Source organism: Oryzicola mucosus (assembly GCF_014534685.1).
In the GTDB taxonomy this organism is placed as follows: Bacteria; Pseudomonadota; Alphaproteobacteria; order Rhizobiales; family Rhizobiaceae; genus Oryzicola; species Oryzicola mucosus.
Genome location: NZ_JACVVX010000003.1, coordinates 616,685 through 632,219, shown reverse-complemented (window position 1 = coordinate 632,219; position 15,535 = coordinate 616,685). Strand labels below are relative to the sequence as shown.

Here is a 15,535-nt window from a genome sequence, read left to right as displayed (position 1 = left end):
CAGGGCAAACCGGATTCATCGCTGGCGTCGGAGATCAGCGATGGATTGCGATGCAGTTCAGGACGATCAATCGGAACGATCAAGGTTTCGTTCCGGGTGAGACGCGGGGCAAGTGAGGTCCGCGCACGAACAATCGGCTGTTTCTGGATGCGCTGCTGTGGATGGCTCGATCGGGTGGACGTTGGCTTTGATCTGCCGGAACGGCTTGGCGACCACCGCTCGGTGAAACGACGCTATTACCGTTGGATCGAGATGGGCGCTCTCGATGCTATGCTGGCCGTGCTTATCGAGAGGCGGACCTTGAGTGGCTAATGATTGACAGCACCATCATGTGGCGCACCAGCACGCAGCAGGAGTTCGCACGGTAAAAGGGGGCGGATATCCAGCTTGGGCCGTTCCCGAAGTATTTGAGGCGGCGTTACGAACTTCCCTAAGGTGATGGAGCGCTACCTGATGACGGGTCACGCGGATTATCTTCTGCGCGTCGTCGTGACCAATGTTGTCGCACTTCAGAATTTTTCTTGGGCAAAATCTCCAAGTCTGAGGTGCCGCAAACATCCGGTCAAGTTTGCGCTGAAGCAAGTCAAATACCGAAGGCTTTCCGATTGCCGAACTGTTTGGTGCCACCTTGGAGCCGGAAGCTCAGCGTCAGAATGAAGGTGCTGATACGTTCCCGAATAACACGTCCTGATCGTCCAGACCATTGAACTTATAACCGGGGTGGATACGCAACGTTGGCTGGACATCCAGGTCCTTGTTGATCTACACCATTATTCATAAACCTAGGCTTTAGAATATTTGAGGTTGCCTGATGGAGGGTGAGCGAAAGGGTTTGATAGGGATCGAAGTAATTGAGCAGAGTTTGGATTTCGCAGGTTGCTCCGTCTATTCAAGGCGGGATGTCGCCAATGTCGATGCTCCTTGGCTGGTTTTCTCGAATTCCCTGATGACCGACCACACGATTTGGGACCGCCAAGTCGCCCATTTCGGGGGGCGGTATAACATTCTGCGCTATGACCAAAGAGGGCACGGCCGCTCGGATGCTCCTACTAGCGTGAGTTTCGACGAACTCTCCGACGATGTGCTGGCGCTGCTCGAAGACTTTGAGATCGAGCGATGTGTCTATGTCGGACTCTCGATGGGCGTGCCGACCGGTTTGGCTCTCGCCGGGAAAGCTCCCGACCGTTTGGCAGGAATGGTGCTGGTGGACGGGCAGGCTGCAACGCAGCCTAGTGGACGTCAGACTTGGCAAGGCCGCATAGATTTCGCGCGGGCCAACGGTATGGCCGCAGTAGCCGAGGACACCGTGCAACGCTGGTTTGCGAAGGAATTTGTCAGTTCAGGTGGAGCGGATGCTTTGAGGGATACTGCAAGTGCGATGCGGCTTGAGGGTTATTGTGCCTGCGCGACGGCTTTGCAAGGCTACGACTTCAGTGCTGAAGCCAGAGCCGTGGCGGCACCGGTCCTGTTGCTGGCAGGAGCTAACGACGGCGCCATGCCTGTCAGCATGCGGGCGCTGGCAGAGACGATTGACGACAGCCGCTTCCTGGAAATTGCGAACGCGGGCCATATCCCCAACCTCGAACAACCGGAACAGTTCAACGCAGCGCTGGACCACTTTCTCCAGACATTTGACCTAAAGACTAGCTAATTGACTTTTATGAAGGATGAGGTTAGACCTGCCGCTGTCGTGGAGGGCTATCGTCGTCATGAAACTGCATTGGTCACCAAGGTCGCCCTTTGTCCGGAAGGTGATGATCGTTCTGCATGAGACAGGCCAAATTGGCCATGTGGATTGCGTGCGGACCGTTGTTGCTGCGGGCAGTCCGCCTAGTCCCGATCTCCTGATCGACAATCCTTTGGGTAAAATCCCCACCTTGGTGCTGGACGACGGTACTTGTTTGTTTGATTCCAGAGTCATCTGTGAATTTCTTGATGCGCGTGCCGGAGGTCGGCTCATGCCCGGTCACGAGCGTTTCAAGCACCTGCGCTGGCAGGCGCTGGGCGACGGGCTTACCGAGACCCTGCTGCTTCTGCGCGGCGAACTGCAGCGCGACGCTGCTCACATTGGGCTGGTGGAAAGCTATCGATCGAAAATTGGCGCCAGCTTCGCCGCTATCAATGCCGAAATGGCCGAGCTCGATCGTGTCCCCTTTGGCCTGGGACATATTGCATTGGTCTGCGCTATCGGGCAGCTCGATTTCCGTTTTGGCGGCAGTCGGTGGCGCGAAGCATTTCCTCGTATGGCGAGCTGGTTCGCCGGCCTCGCCGAGCGAGCATCCATCGTCGCCACTGTCGCTAAGGACGATGGTCCACAAGGCGGCACCGACACAACCGCCTTTCTGGATTTCACCAAAATCTCATGACCAAACCCCTTGCCGGAATTCGCGTTCTCGATCTCAGCCGTGTGCTCGCTGGCCCTTGGGCCGGTCAGATGCTGGCCGATATGGGGGCGGATGTAATCAAAGTGGAGCGCAAGGGCGTTGGCGACGACACCAGGGGCTGGGGGCCGCCCTATCTTGAGGATGCGCCCGAGGCCAAATCCCGTGAATCCGGCTATTATCTCTCCGCCAATCGCGGCAAGCGCTCCATTGAGATCGACTTCAATTCCCCTGAAGACGTCGAAACCGTTCGCACTCTAGCGACTCGGTCCGACATCCTGCTCGAGAATTTCAAGGTGGGCACACTCGCTCGCTACGGGTTGTCTTACGAGGACCTGCGGCAACTCAACCCGAAACTGATCTATTGTTCGATAACCGGCTTCGGCCTTTCCGGGCCACGCAGCAGCCAGGTGGCCTATGACTTCATGATCCAGGCCATGGGCGGGCTCATGAGCGTGACGGGCGAAAGCGACGAGCGTAATGGCGGTCCGCAGAAGGTCGGTGTGCCGATCGTCGACCTGATGACCGGCATGTATGCTTCCAACGCGGTGCTCGGCGCGCTGGTAGCGCGAGACCGGACGGGCGAGGGCGATCACATTGACGTCGCTATGCTCGACGTCTCTGTGGCCATGCTGGCTAACCAGGCCATGAACTATCTCGTCTCGAACAAGTCTCCCAAGCGGCGTGGCAATCGCCATCCCAATATCCAGCCGCAGGATGTGTTCGCGGTCAGGGATGGCCATTTGGTGCTGGCTGTCGGCAATGACGAGCAGTTTCGGCGCTTTGCCCAGGCCATCGGTCATGCTGAGCTTGCGGATGACCTCCGCTATACTAAGAATGCGGCGCGCGTCGATAATCTCGACACGCTTCATCCGCTGATCTCGGACGCATTGTTGGCCCGCGATGTGGACGAGTGGATCGCTGTTTTCGGCGAACATGGCATTCCCTGCGGTCCGATCAACGATGTGGCGCGCGTATTCCGCGAAGAACAGGTCATCCATCGCGGCATGCTGGCGACCATTACCGACACGGCGGGACGAAAAATTCCGCAGGTGCTCAGCCCCATGAAATTTGCCAATCATCCGCTCGAATTCGACCGGGCGCCGCCCAGGCTCGGCGAGCATACGGCAGAAGTGCTGTCCGAGATCAAGGGTTGATGCCATGACGCACGACTACGGGTTTCCCGTCACGGCCACTGCCCGCATTCCCCTGCCGGAGCCGGCGCAGATGACGCCCGAGCAACTGGCCATCCATCGTGCAATGGTCAAGGGACCGCGCGGCCGTATGGTCGGGCCGATGCGGGCGGTCGTCCATAGTCCTGAATTGGCGGATCGCTGGCAGAAATTCGGTGAGTTGGTGCGCTATCGCATGGTGCTGCCGGAGGAGCTTAAGGAGCTTGCAATTCTGGCTTGCGGGCGCCATTGGAACAGCGATGTCGAGTGGGCGGTGCATAGGAATGCCGCCGAAAAGGCAGGCGTATCGGCCGACGTAATCGCCGCAATCGAGGCCGCCAAGTTGGTTTGTTTCGCGCGCTTGGAAGACCGCGAAGTCTACGAATTTACCCGCTTGCTGCTACGTCACGGCCAAGTTCCGGACGATGCCTATGCGGCCATCCGATCGCGCTGGGGCGACCGTGGCGTGGTCGAATTAACGGCCATTGTCGGCTATTACAGCATGGTTGCCATGATGGTGAACGTTCATCTGGTGCCTGTTCCCCCGGAGGACGCTCCCGGCATTCACCCCTTGGGGCCGGTCCGCACAGAACTGGCTGAAAGTGAGTTGACGGCATGACGATCCAGGATCAGCACATCACCCAAGCCGCCATGAATCTGTATTCTTGGGCCTTACGCCGGGTGCCTGACGATACAAAGGCCGCGTTGGCTCAGGCTCGTGAGAGTGAGTCCAATGAGACCGCGCGAAAGACGCTGAACATGATGCTCCATAGTGCCAGCGCCGCGGAGACAGCGGATCGCTATGTCTGTTCCGATGCAGGCATCCCTGTATTTTTCGTGCGGATTGGGACAAAGGCCGACTGGAATGCCAACATAAAATCGGCTCTACGCGCGGGATTTGACGAGCTGGTGCAAACGATCGACCCACCACTGCTCAAGCACGTGACCAATCCGCTGACGCTGGAACGCGGTTACCACGGCAAGGATATGCCTATTGTCACCTTCGACCTGATCGAAGACGCCGACTATATCGAGATCATCTGTTCACCCAAGGCGCTGGGATCGGGCCGCTGGGCGGCAATGGAGCTCTTTACTTTTCCCACGCTTGAGACCATCGAGACCTACATCCTTGACGTTGCCATCAAGGCCGGCTCGCAACATTGTCCGCCCGTCGTCATGGGGGTGGGGATTGGCGGCACGTTCGACTACTGCGCCAAGATGGCCAAGGAGGCCACGTTGCGCCAGATCGGCCAGGCGCACCCCGAAAAGATCGTTGCCGATATGGAGCAGCGGCTTTACCAAGCGGTCAATGCTCTGGGCTATGGGCCGATGGGGACCGGCGGAGACACAACCGTGCTGGGCGTGCACGTGAACTACGCCGCGGGCCATGGTTTCACGCCGGTCGCCGTGGCGTTCAACTGTTGGATCAACCGGCGATCCATTGCCCGCATTCATGGTGATGGCCGGATAGAGCGGGTGGAGTAGCATGCGCAACATTGTTTTGCCCGCTACTCGCCAAGCCGTCGCCGAACTGGAATTGGGCGAGATGGTAACGGTCAGCGGACCCATCGTGGTGACGGCGGGAATTCCAACCCATCACCGCATCATCGAGCATATCGAGGACGGACGGCCGACGCCAATAGCTCTCGAGGACGCGGCCTTCTTCCACCTTGGCAGCTACAGCCGGGAAACGGCGGATGGCTTCGAAATCCTTTACATGAATCCCACGACCAGCACGCGCTTCAATTCGCTGATGCCCCGTATCATCCGCCATTTCGGTCTTCGCTGCGTCGGCGGCAAGGGCGGACTGGACGACGAATGCACCTTGGCACTTCAGGACGTTGGTGGCGTCTACCTGTCCTTTCTGGGTGGCGGTGCTCCCATCATCTCGGCTGCCATCCGCCACATCAGGCAAGTCGCCTGGGACGATTTGATCTCCCATTACCGGCTGGTGGAGCTTGAGGTCGAGGCGCTGGGTCCGCTTACCGTCGCTATCGATGCTCGCGGCAATAGCCTTTACCGAAATCTGGACGATGCGGCCCATTCGAAGCGCGCCGCCATTCTTGAACGCTTGGCGCAGCAGCGCCAAAGCCAGTGATATCAAAGCCGTAGAAACGGGGCTGGAGGACTTACATGCAACTGACCATGGCCGAAAAAATCGTCGCACGAGCGGCCGGGCGGGACAGTGTCGCTGCCGGTGAGTACGTGACCGTTTCCCCTGCTTACACTGTGTGCCAGGAAATTTCCTGGGGTCCGCGCAAGGCCATCATGGAACGGGCCGGCACCACGCGTCTCAAGCGACCTGAAAAGGTTGTGATGGTCGTAGACCACACGACTTCGGCGGGCATGGGCACGCCCTACTACAAGGCGCATCGCGAGATGCAGGACTATGCGCGAGAGCAGGGCGCACATTTCTTCGGGCCTGGCTCGGGCCTTAGGCACCTCGTGATGACGGAAAGGGGATTGGCCAAGCCGGGCGATCTGGTCTTTTCGGACGAACCCAACATTGCAACTGTCGGCGTCGTCGGCGCGCTTAATATCGCGATGTCGTCTGAGGTCGTGGTATCGCAGTTGACGGATGAGAACTGGGTCATGGTGCCCCGTTCGGTACGCTTCACGCTCGATGGGAGCTTTTCGCGTGGCGTCATGGCGCGGGATCTTGCGCAGTGCATCATTCGTGATTTCGCGCAGACCGACACGCTGAGCCAGGCATGCATCGAGTATGCCGGCCCGGCGATTGCAGGGATGAGCCTTGACGAACGCCAGAGCCTACTCGCCTGCTCCTATCATGCTGGTGCGGACAGCGCTTTGATGCCGGTTGATGCGCTGGCCCTCGCCTACGTACAATCGCGCGCTGGCGATACCAGCATCATTCCACTCGCCAGTGATCCTGGCGCGCATTACGACTTTGAGCACCGCTATGATCTGTCTGCGCTCGGGCCCATGATTACACCGCCGCCGGAGCTCCACAATGCCGTTCCTGTGAGCGCTTTCCGGGGTTTGAAGATCGATCAGGCGGCGGTCGGTTCCTGCGCCAATAGCCGGTTGGAGGATATGCGGGCGGTTGCTGAAATTCTCAAGGGACGCGTCATTTCCCCTCACGTGACCTTCTACATCACGCCGGGTAGTCGCGAGGTTTATGCTCAGGCCGCCGGGGAGGGTCTGATGGAAATCTTCATGACGGCAGGGGCAACGGTGCTATCCCCTGGCTGCAGCACCTGCTGGGGCTATGAGGGCTTCCTCAACCCGGGGGAAGTGCAACTATCGACCCACCAGATGAACTATCACGGCCGCAACGGGAGCCGCGAGTCGCGTTCCTACCTCGCCAGCCCCTATGTCGTTGCGGCAGCAGCAGTTGCGGGTCAAGTAGCAGATCCGCGTGAAGTTCTGGGCTGAGGTCTTTAGCGCAGCTTGATGTCGAAACGCACCAGATGGCCCTGGTAAATGCCCTTGGCTATAAGGATCGCAAAGCCGTCGGTATCGACGACGCGACGGTAGACGTGGGCGACTGGAGCGTTGAGCGGCATGTTGAGCGCGGCTGCCGTCTCGACATCCGCTGTACCGATCACCAGCGTTTGCTGAGCATCGGCCACCTGCACGCCGGGAATGTCGTGAACCAGCCGTAGCGCGGTTTTGGTGCGAACGTCCTCATCGGTTACGAACTCCCGGAGGCGTTCATCAATATAGACCTCCGTCAGTAGAAACGCCGTCTTGTCACGCCAGTGACGGCGCTGCAGCCGCCGGTAGCACGGGGCCAGCGTTCCGATGAGATACGGGACCTCGCCGACCTCTATATTGGGCTCATCCTTGAGCACCTCAATTTGCGCATCAGCAGTCGGTTGCAGAAGTCCAGACCAGTCCGTCCCCACCGTGCACCATAGCTCTGGCTGCGAACGGGAGCGAACGAAGGTGCCCTTGGCGCGAAACCGTTCGATCAATCCGTCCCGTTCCAGTTGGTCCAGTGACTGGCGGATCGTCGCCCGTGCGACACCATATTCGGCCGAAAGCTCTTCCACGGTGGGGATTTGCGAGCCGATCTTCCAGTGGCCGGAGTCGATCCGCTGCCGAAACAGCGTCGCCAACTGGATATATCGAGAAACACTGCTTCTGTTGAGATCAACGCTGCTCATCGGCTCGCCTGGCGTTCGAGGTGAAGGTCATTTCGTAGTATCGCTGCGGTCGAATTGATGCATATCCGAAACGATAGTGCGTGTCGTGCTAACGACCAACGAACACCGCCGGACGTTTTTCGACAACGGCGCGGGCTGCTTCGCGGGCGTCCGCAGTGGTCATAAGGCGCGTACTATAGGATTGTTCGAGTTCATATCCTTCGTCTACCGACATGAATTCAGCGCGGTTCATGGATTCCTTGCCCAATCGTAGTCCAAGGGGTGCTTTGCCAGCGATGCTCTGGGCCATTGCTTCGGCCTCGGCCTGCAACGCATCGGCAGGATGGATAGCGTTGACGAAGCCGAGGCGATAGGCCTCCTCCGCGCTGATCGGAGCGCCCGTGAAGACCATCTGGCGCAAAATCCCTTGAGGAAGGTGCCGCCCCATATGCGCCGTGCCACCGCAGCGACCCACATTAACTTCAGGTAGGCCAAACCGGGCCTCCGGGGTTGCGAGGCGAATGTCGCACACCGAAGCCAGCACGCAGCCTGCTCCTAGCGCCGGGCCATTGACGGCAGCTATTACCGGCATGGCAGCGTGGCGGACGGCCGCGAAGGTCCTGCGTACAACCTGGGCGCGACCCGGGTCCTGATCCACCGTGGCTGTGATGAACTCGTTGAGATCGAGCCCGGCGCAAAAGGCCCTGTTGCCGGCGCCTGTGAAAATGACGCAGCTGACGTCAGGGTCGGCGGAAAGGCTCGTAAAGGTGTCCGCGATTTCGGCATATAACTCTATGGTCAGAGCATTAACCGGCGCGCGATCGAGGATGATTTTGGCAACCTTGCCCGATCGTTCAACTACCAAAGGCATTTACAGCTCCTCCATATACCTAAAAACTATAAAGCTAGCTAATTGATCATATTGGTATTGACAACCCTTGTAATGAGAGGCTCACCTGTAAAGGTCAATAGATCGCGTTTTAGGCTGGGGTGGGCAATGTCGCAAGCCTTACCAATCGGAACGGTTCACAGTTGGGCGGCTGGGCCGATTGCAATCTTCACGATTGTTTCCCCCGCTCAATCCAAGGCTGCGGGACATGTGACCGGCGCTTCTTGAGGCGATCGAGAATCTGACGAAGTCCCTCATGGTTATGGCGAAGTGGCACAAATCAGCGATCGGCGCGACATCGAAGACAGCGAGATTCTCACGCCCATCCTCAGTGAACTCAACGAGGCCAGTTGAAAAGGTCATTAAACTGGTCTATTAGGCATTTAATGGATCAAAATGGATCCGAGGGAGGAAGCATGAAAAACATTATCCAATTGGGACTTGCCTTTGCCTTTGCCATTGCTGTCGCAGCGCCGGTTGCCGCCTCGGCGCAGGATTATCCGAGCCGACCCATTAGTTTGATCAACCCTTATTCCGCAGGCGGCTCGGCCGACCTGATCGCACGGACTATCGGAGAATATATGGGCCGTGCGCTGGGGCAGCCGGTCGTGGTGGAGAACCGCACAGGCGCGGCGACTGCCATTGCTGCAACCTACGTCGCGGGTGCAGCCCCGGACGGCTACACGTTGCTCTTGGCCGGGTCGCCGACCTTCGTCATCACCCCGGCGCTCAACCCGGATGCCGGATATGACGGCATGAAGGACTTCGAATTTGTGTCCATGGTGGCCAATGTGCCAAACCTGCTGGTGGTGTCGAAGCAGTCGGGGATAACCTCTGCCCAACAATTGGTGGATCGGGCAAAGGAAGCGCCTGACACCGTGGCTTATGCGTCAGTGGGTGGCGGAAGTCTTCCGCATCTGACCGGACTGATGTTTGCCAACGAAATCGGCGCGCAGATGCTCCATATTCCCTATCCGGGCGTGGCGCCGGCGACCGTGGATCTTCTTGCCGGCAATGTGGACACGGGGTTCCTGAACCTGCCCGCACTCATGCCGCATATCCAAAGTGGGGATCTGGTTCCCTTGGCGGTAGCAGCGACCAAACGAGGCACTCAGCTACCTGATGTCGCGACAATGGGCGAGTTGGGTTTCCAGGACTACGAGATGGGCACCTGGTATGGTGTCGCGGCCCCTGCCGGCACTCCGGCTGAAGTCGTGGCCAAGCTCGACGAGGCCGTGAAGCAAGCCATGGCTACGCCCGAAGTGCAGGATCGGTTGCAGAAGCAGGGCGTAGAACTGTTCTACAAGAACAGCGCGGATTTCCTTGCCTATCTCAACACCGATGCCGCGATTGTTCTGGGGCTAATTGACAGTTCCGGGGTCAAAGACGCGCAGTGAATGCGAGGGCGGAGGCCTTCTCCGCCCAAACCTGTCCAGCCGCAGCTAGGGGCCCTTGGGGATAGGGGTCTGCCAGCTCATAAACTCTGTCGCGTTGTTCCGGAGGAGGCATCCATGATCACCAAGTGTTGCTCGAACTATGAAGCTCGTCGGCTTTGGGTCCATGCAAGAAGTGCCGTAGGCGCTGTCGCGAGGTCAATATGAGTGAACTGATCGGCCGTGCTTGGCGCTTCGGCGACAATATCAGCGCTGACGACGGCATTATCGAATACTCGCAGGTGCCCGATCTTGGGAGCTTTGACATTCCCGCTCTCAAAGCCATGTGCTTTGCCCGGCTGCGCCCCGAATTTCCCTCCGCCGTGAGAGCTGGAGACCTGGTGGTCGCCGGCAAGAATTTCGGTCATCACAGCCACCCGCATGCTTGTGTGGCGATGCGCGAGAGTGGTGTGGCTGCAGTAGTGGTGGATAGCACGGACTCTGCCTTTGTGCGCAAAGCCCTTAATGTCGGCTTGCCGATCGTGTCTTGCCCAGGCGTCACGGCCATCGTGGCCGACCACGACACCGTGGCACTCGATATCGTGGCTGGTATCGTCAGAAACGCAGATACCGGGCAGACGCTTAGCTTCCGTCCGTTTGCGCCTCAAATGATAGAAGTCTGGCAGGCCGGGGGCCTGGGCGCTGCGCTCAAGTCCAGATTGTCCAAGGATATCCGCAATGCCTGACCATCCGCAGTCTCAAGAGGGCTTCAACAAATGGGAGGTTGGCATCGCCGCAGCCTTCTTTTTGATAGGCGCCTACATGGCCTATGAGGGAACCCGCTATGGGATTGGCACGATCACCCGCATTGGCCCAGGCTATTTTCCGATCTGCATTGGCGTGTTGCTGATGGTGCTTTCAATAGGTGTCGCCTTCGAAGTGCGCCACAGCCTGGCCCAACCGCCCGCTGTTCCGCTGCGCATCCTTGCGGCTCTGAGCGCGGGCTTACTCTCCTTCGCGCTGCTCGTGAATTTTGCCGGTCTCGTGCCAGCCACCTTCTCGGTGATCTTCATCAGCCGATTTGCCGAGCCTGGCAACAGTTTGCGCACCTCCGTTCTGCTTGCCGCCGGCCTGGCCCTCGTCGCCTGGTTCGTTTTCATCATCGGCTTTAACCTGCCGCTCAAAGCCTTTTGGTGGTAACCATGGATTTATTCGCCAACGTTGCCTTGGGCTTCGAGCGGGCGCTTTCCTTCGACGCGCTGCTTTTCTGTTTCGTCGGTGTCACCATCGGCACGTTTGTGGGTGTGCTACCTGGTGTCGGTGCAATGGCCGCTGTTGCGTTGTGCCTGCCCCTGACATTTTACATGGACCCTACAGTCGCCCTGATCATGCTGGCGGGCATTTTCTATGGCGCCCAATATGGAAGTTCGACCGCTTCCATCCTGCTCAACGTTCCAGGATCTGTAACATCCGCAGTCACTTGCCTCGACGGTTACCCCATGGCGCAGCAAGGCCGCGCCGGCGTTGCCCTGTTCATGGTGACAATGACCTCCTTTATCGGCGGGTCAATTGCCATCGTCCTTATGATGCTGTTCACGCCGGCCATTGCGGCGTTCGCTCTGCAATTCTCGTCGGCCGAGTATTTCATGATCATGGCCATGGGTCTTCTGGCGGCGGTGACGATCTCTCAAGGATCGGTACTCAAGAGCCTGATAATGGTGGTGCTTGGCTTGGCGCTCGGTGTCGTCGGGACAGACAGTGGTTCGGGTGTCGTGCGCTTCACCTTCGGCCTTCTGCCGCTGGCTGACGGGGTTAGCCTTGTCGCCATTGCCATGGGACTTTTCGGTGTTGCCGAAATTCTCTCCAGCATCGGTCGGAACGAGGGTAAAGGGATGTCGCCTAGAGATATCACTTTCCGCTCGATGATACCCACCCGGAAGGACATCAAGGACTCGGTGATGCCCACCCTGCGCGGCACGGGTATTGGGGCACTGATCGGTGTATTGCCAGGCTCGGGTGCCACGGTCGCGACCTTCATGGCTTATGCCGTCGAAAAGAAAGTTGCCAAGGACCCATCCCGCTTCGGCAATGGCGCTATCGAAGGCGTTGTGGCTCCAGAGGCGGCCAACAACTCCTCCGTGCAGGCAGCTTTTATACCGACGCTTAGCTTGGGCATCCCAGGCGATGCTCTGATGGCTTTCCTGCTGGGCGCGATGATGATCCATGGCATCGTCCCCGGTCCGCGCTTCCTGGTGGATCAGCCGGTGATGTTTTGGGGCTTGGTTGCCAGCTTCTGGATCGGCAACATCATGCTCCTCATTCTCAACATCCCCTTGATCGGCCTCTGGGTGCGCATCCTGGCGATCCCCTATCGCCTGCTATACCCAGCCATGCTGTTTTTCATCTGCATCGGCGTGTTTGCCATCAACTTCCAAGTATTTGACATCGTCGCTGTGTTGATTTTCGGTATTATCGGCTTCGCCATGACCAAGTTTGGTTATCCGCCGGCGCCGATCCTGCTCGGTTTCGTTCTCGGCCCGATGATGGAAGAGCACTTCGCACGCGCCCTGCTGATGTCTCGTGGCTCGTTCCACATCTTCTGGCAAAGGCCGATCAGTGCTGTTCTGCTGGCGATTTCGGTCGCTCTCATCCTCTATGCACTGAAGGGTGTCGTACGACGCGTCAAAACCGGATCTGTTGCGGTAGAGGAGGCCAGCCGTGATCTCTAAGGAAGAAGTGTTGGTCGTTGCAGCCATTCCGCCAGAGTTGGAGCGGCGCCTCACCGCAGACTTTCATTTGCGCAAGATACGCCCGGAAGAAACGGAAACGCTACCTCATCGTGTGGTCCTGACGACCAGTATGGCCGGTATCGACGCTGACCTCATGGAGCGTCTGCCCAATCTGGAACTGATTGCCTGCAATGGCACAGGCCTCGAACGCATCGACGTCGATGCCGCCACGGCAAGGGGTATCAGCGTCTGCAACACCCCCAACGCAGTGGTTGATGATACCGCCGACTTCGCTATCGGCCTCATCTACGCCACGGTGCGCCGCTTGGTCGAGGGAGACCGTTTCGTACGGTCTGGACGCTGGAGGACCGAGCGCATGACGACCTCGCGCCGCGTATCCTCTCGCCGCCTTGGTATTGTAGGGTTAGGCAAAATCGGCAAGGTCGTGGCCGCTCGCGCCGCCGCGCTAGGGATGGAAGTCTCTTACACAGCCCGCTCCGCCAAGCCCGAGTTGCCATACCGTTTCGTCGGTGATGTGGTAGACCTTGCACGCGTCGTCGACGTCCTTATCCTCTGCTGTCCGGGGGGAGCGGAGACGGCAAACCTTGTCGATGCGCAGGTTCTGGCGGCCTTGGGGCCTGAGGGCATTCTCATCAACATTTCGCGGGGCTCGGTGGTCGACGAACCGGCGCTCATAGCAGCGCTGGAGGCGAGAACCATTGCGGGCGCAGGCCTCGATGTGTTTGCGCAGGAGCCCGAGATCGACGAGAGGTTCTTTGCTCTGCCCAATGTGGTGCTTGAGCCGCATTATGCGGCCGTCACCTTGGAAACGCGCTACGATATGGCCGACACGCTCCACGCCGCGATCGCCGCGCATCTGCACTCTTCTCTTTCCTGACACCAGGACGGTCCGATGTTTTATGCTCCGAAGGACGGCCACGGCCTGCCGCACGATCCTTTTACGTCGCTGGTGGCGCCCAGGCCAATCGGCTGGATCTCCTCGGTCAGTCTCGAGGGCAAAGTCAACCTGGCGCCCTACAGCTTCTTCAATGCGGTGTGTAGCCGTCCGCCAATGATCAGCTTCGCCTCCGAAGGCATCAAAGACACCGTCCGCAATATACGTGAAACCGGCGAATTCGTGGTCAACGTCGCTAACTATGCCATGGCCGAAGCGATGAATTTGAGTTCGGCTCGGCTCCGGCATGGCGATGACGAGTTCGCCTATGCCGGGCTGAACGCCGAGCCGAGCCAAACCGTGAAGGCACCCCGCGTCGCCGGAGTGCCGGCAGCGCTTGAGTGCCGTCTGACCTCAAGCCTGGCGATCACCACTGTCGACGGAGCAGATACACATAACCGCCTAATCATCGGCCAGGTCAGCGGCGTCTATATCGCTGACCGATGCTTGGTCGACGGGTTGTTCGACATCTCGCTGGCAGACCTTATCGCGCGCCTTGGTTATCGCAATTATGCGCGCGTAACAGAAGTATTTTCCATGCACCGACCCGGGCTGGACAACCAAAGACCCTGACACGACCGCAAGGCAGGCAGTGAGTGCGGGACGTCGGCCACTGCATACCGGTCACGTTTCGTTGCCTTTGAACGCCACCATCTCTGCTCGAGGTCGGCAAGCTTACGCCTCTACCCTTGCCTATACCTTGGCGAACTTTCTTCACGATCTATTCGATATGGCCTCGCACCACGTTGTTCATTCGCGTGATGTACAACAGAAAAATTTGAGAAACCCTTTTCTCATCTCCTAAACTGCGCTATACATCCATGAGAAAGCGGTTTCTCATGCGAGGATGTAGAATTGGCGGGCGCGGATTTCGCATCGAGAGTCACCCTTAATGATGTCGCCGCTGCGGCTGGCGTGAGTATCGCTACGGCCTCCAAGGCTCTTAACGATACGGGGCGCATGTCTGTGGAGACGCGTGGGCGGATAAGGCGCGTGGCGCTAGAAATGGGGTTTCGGCCGAATGCACTCGCGAAAAGCCTGACCAGCAAGCGTAGCTTCACCGTCGGTCTGCTCACCAACGATACTTACGGTCGCTTTACGCTTCCAGTGATGGCGGGGATTTCCGAGGGATTGATCGATCATGGCGTGTCGGTCTTTCTCTGCACCGTGGAAGACAATCCGGAACTCGCCAAGATTCATGTGGATGCCATGCTCGACAAGCAAGTCGACGGCATCATAGCGACCGGCAAGCGGATCGACAAACCTCTGCCTGTGGATCTCTCGAAGCTGTCGGTTCCGGTCGTCTATGCTTTGACGGCGGGTCCTTCGGATGCGGTGACGTTGCTCCCGGACGATCAACGGGGTGCACGGGAGGCGGTGCAGCACCTCGTTGCCCAGGGGCGCAGGCGGATCGTTCACGTCACCGGGCCGAGAGGCTTCCGGGTGGTTCAGGAGCGTGCCGATGCGTTTGCCGAGGCGCTGGAACGGGCGGGCCTGCCGGTATCGGATGCAGCAATTCTGCGGGGCGAATGGTCGGAGCGATGGGGTCACGAGGCGGTGGAGGTGCTCTGGTCGGATGACGCTCAACCGGATGGAATATTCTGCGGCAACGACCAGATCGCACGCGGCGTCATCGATGCCCTGCGGGAACGCGGGGTGGGTATCCCTGGAGACGTGTCTGTCGTCGGCTTCGACAATTGGGAAATCGTCGCCGAACAGACCCGCCCGCCGCTGACGACTGTGGACATGAATTTGAAGGAACTTGGGCGGCAGGCCGGACAGGCGCTCCTGCGCCTTGTGAACGGTGAAACCGTCCAACGGGGAATTTGGAAATTGCCATGCACGCTGGTGGTTCGCGGCTCATGACAACTTAGCAAAGGGAATAACAGGCCAATCGATTAACGGCTGTTTAGGGAGGAGACCTAAT

General features: G+C 58.8%; 16 protein-coding genes and 2 pseudogenes. 16 read left to right on the top strand and 2 right to left on the bottom strand.

Annotated elements, in window-relative coordinates:
* Positions 1–40: 40 nt before the first annotated feature.
* The 9 genes and pseudogenes from ICI42_RS13185 to ICI42_RS13145 form a co-directional block, all read left to right on the top strand.
* Positions 41–376 (top strand): annotated as a pseudogene (locus ICI42_RS13185) (transposase); the annotation flags it as partial.
* A 53-nt stretch (positions 377–429) separates the two neighbouring features.
* Positions 430–657, top strand: a pseudogene (locus ICI42_RS24260) (Lrp/AsnC ligand binding domain-containing protein); the annotation flags it as partial.
* 154 nt (positions 658–811) lie between these two features.
* Positions 812–1,651 carry an alpha/beta fold hydrolase gene (locus ICI42_RS13175; protein ID WP_188165016.1) on the top strand — a complete coding sequence of 280 codons (840 nt, stop codon included), beginning with the start codon at positions 812–814 and terminating at the stop codon, positions 1,649–1,651.
* A 16-nt stretch (positions 1,652–1,667) separates the two neighbouring features.
* Entirely contained in the window at positions 1,668–2,366 is a 699-nt protein-coding gene (locus ICI42_RS13170; RefSeq protein WP_330999161.1) for a glutathione S-transferase family protein, read from the top strand.
* The gene (locus tag ICI42_RS13165) at positions 2,363–3,538 is read left to right on the top strand and encodes a CaiB/BaiF CoA transferase family protein (protein WP_188165014.1); all 1,176 of its coding nucleotides are present in this window, start codon (positions 2,363–2,365) and stop codon (positions 3,536–3,538) included. The genes ICI42_RS13170 and ICI42_RS13165 overlap by 4 nt, the downstream gene beginning before the upstream one ends.
* Before the next feature lie 4 nt (positions 3,539–3,542).
* Complete coding sequence (locus ICI42_RS13160; protein ID WP_188165013.1) at positions 3,543–4,172, top strand: carboxymuconolactone decarboxylase family protein; 630 nt, start codon at positions 3,543–3,545, stop codon at positions 4,170–4,172.
* Positions 4,169–5,038, top strand: coding sequence for a fumarate hydratase (locus tag ICI42_RS13155; RefSeq protein WP_188165012.1), 870 nt, complete (start codon positions 4,169–4,171; stop codon positions 5,036–5,038). Before ICI42_RS13160 ends, ICI42_RS13155 begins: the two co-directional genes overlap by 4 nt.
* Position 5,039: 1 nt before the next feature.
* On the top strand, positions 5,040–5,651 hold the full coding sequence (locus tag ICI42_RS13150) for a fumarate hydratase C-terminal domain-containing protein (protein ID WP_188165011.1): 612 nt from the start codon (positions 5,040–5,042) through the stop codon (positions 5,649–5,651).
* A gap of 35 nt (positions 5,652–5,686) precedes the next feature.
* Positions 5,687–6,949 (top strand): 3-isopropylmalate dehydratase large subunit, encoded by a 1,263-nt coding sequence (locus tag ICI42_RS13145; protein WP_188165010.1) that lies wholly within the window; start codon positions 5,687–5,689, stop codon positions 6,947–6,949.
* Between the two features lie 5 nt (positions 6,950–6,954).
* Here ICI42_RS13145 and ICI42_RS13140 read toward each other — a convergent pair whose 3' ends face one another.
* Both ICI42_RS13140 and ICI42_RS13135 read right to left on the bottom strand, forming a co-directional pair.
* A complete protein-coding gene (locus ICI42_RS13140) occupies positions 6,955–7,683 on the bottom strand; it encodes a GntR family transcriptional regulator (RefSeq protein ID WP_188165009.1) in 729 nt (242 codons plus the stop codon).
* An 88-nt stretch (positions 7,684–7,771) separates the two neighbouring features.
* Positions 7,772–8,533, bottom strand: coding sequence for an enoyl-CoA hydratase/isomerase family protein (locus ICI42_RS13135; protein WP_188165008.1), 762 nt, complete (start codon positions 8,531–8,533; stop codon positions 7,772–7,774).
* Between the two features lie 434 nt (positions 8,534–8,967).
* Here ICI42_RS13135 and ICI42_RS13130 point away from each other — a divergent pair, with 434 nt between their 5' ends.
* The 7 genes from ICI42_RS13130 (at position 8,968) to ICI42_RS13100 (ending at position 15,474) form a co-directional block, all read left to right on the top strand.
* On the top strand, positions 8,968–9,948 hold the full coding sequence (locus ICI42_RS13130) for a Bug family tripartite tricarboxylate transporter substrate binding protein (RefSeq protein WP_188165007.1): 981 nt from the start codon (positions 8,968–8,970) through the stop codon (positions 9,946–9,948).
* A gap of 200 nt (positions 9,949–10,148) precedes the next feature.
* Positions 10,149–10,670, top strand: a complete 522-nt coding sequence (locus ICI42_RS13125) for a 3-isopropylmalate dehydratase small subunit (protein WP_188165006.1) — start codon at positions 10,149–10,151, stop codon at positions 10,668–10,670.
* Positions 10,663–11,124, top strand: a complete 462-nt coding sequence (locus ICI42_RS13120) for a tripartite tricarboxylate transporter TctB family protein (RefSeq protein WP_188165005.1) — start codon at positions 10,663–10,665, stop codon at positions 11,122–11,124. Before ICI42_RS13125 ends, ICI42_RS13120 begins: the two co-directional genes overlap by 8 nt.
* Positions 11,125–11,126: 2 nt before the next feature.
* Positions 11,127–12,653: a tripartite tricarboxylate transporter permease gene (locus ICI42_RS13115; protein ID WP_188165004.1), complete on the top strand. Its 1,527-nt coding sequence runs from the start codon at positions 11,127–11,129 to the stop codon at positions 12,651–12,653.
* Positions 12,643–13,551: a 2-hydroxyacid dehydrogenase gene (locus tag ICI42_RS13110; protein WP_188165003.1), complete on the top strand. Its 909-nt coding sequence runs from the start codon at positions 12,643–12,645 to the stop codon at positions 13,549–13,551. The genes ICI42_RS13115 and ICI42_RS13110 overlap by 11 nt, the downstream gene beginning before the upstream one ends.
* A gap of 15 nt (positions 13,552–13,566) precedes the next feature.
* Positions 13,567–14,181, top strand: a complete 615-nt coding sequence (locus tag ICI42_RS13105; RefSeq protein WP_188165002.1) for a flavin reductase family protein — start codon at positions 13,567–13,569, stop codon at positions 14,179–14,181.
* Positions 14,182–14,463: 282 nt separating this feature from the next.
* Positions 14,464–15,474: a LacI family DNA-binding transcriptional regulator gene (locus tag ICI42_RS13100; RefSeq protein ID WP_230980307.1), complete on the top strand. Its 1,011-nt coding sequence runs from the start codon at positions 14,464–14,466 to the stop codon at positions 15,472–15,474.
* The last annotated feature ends 61 nt before the right edge of the window (positions 15,475–15,535 follow it).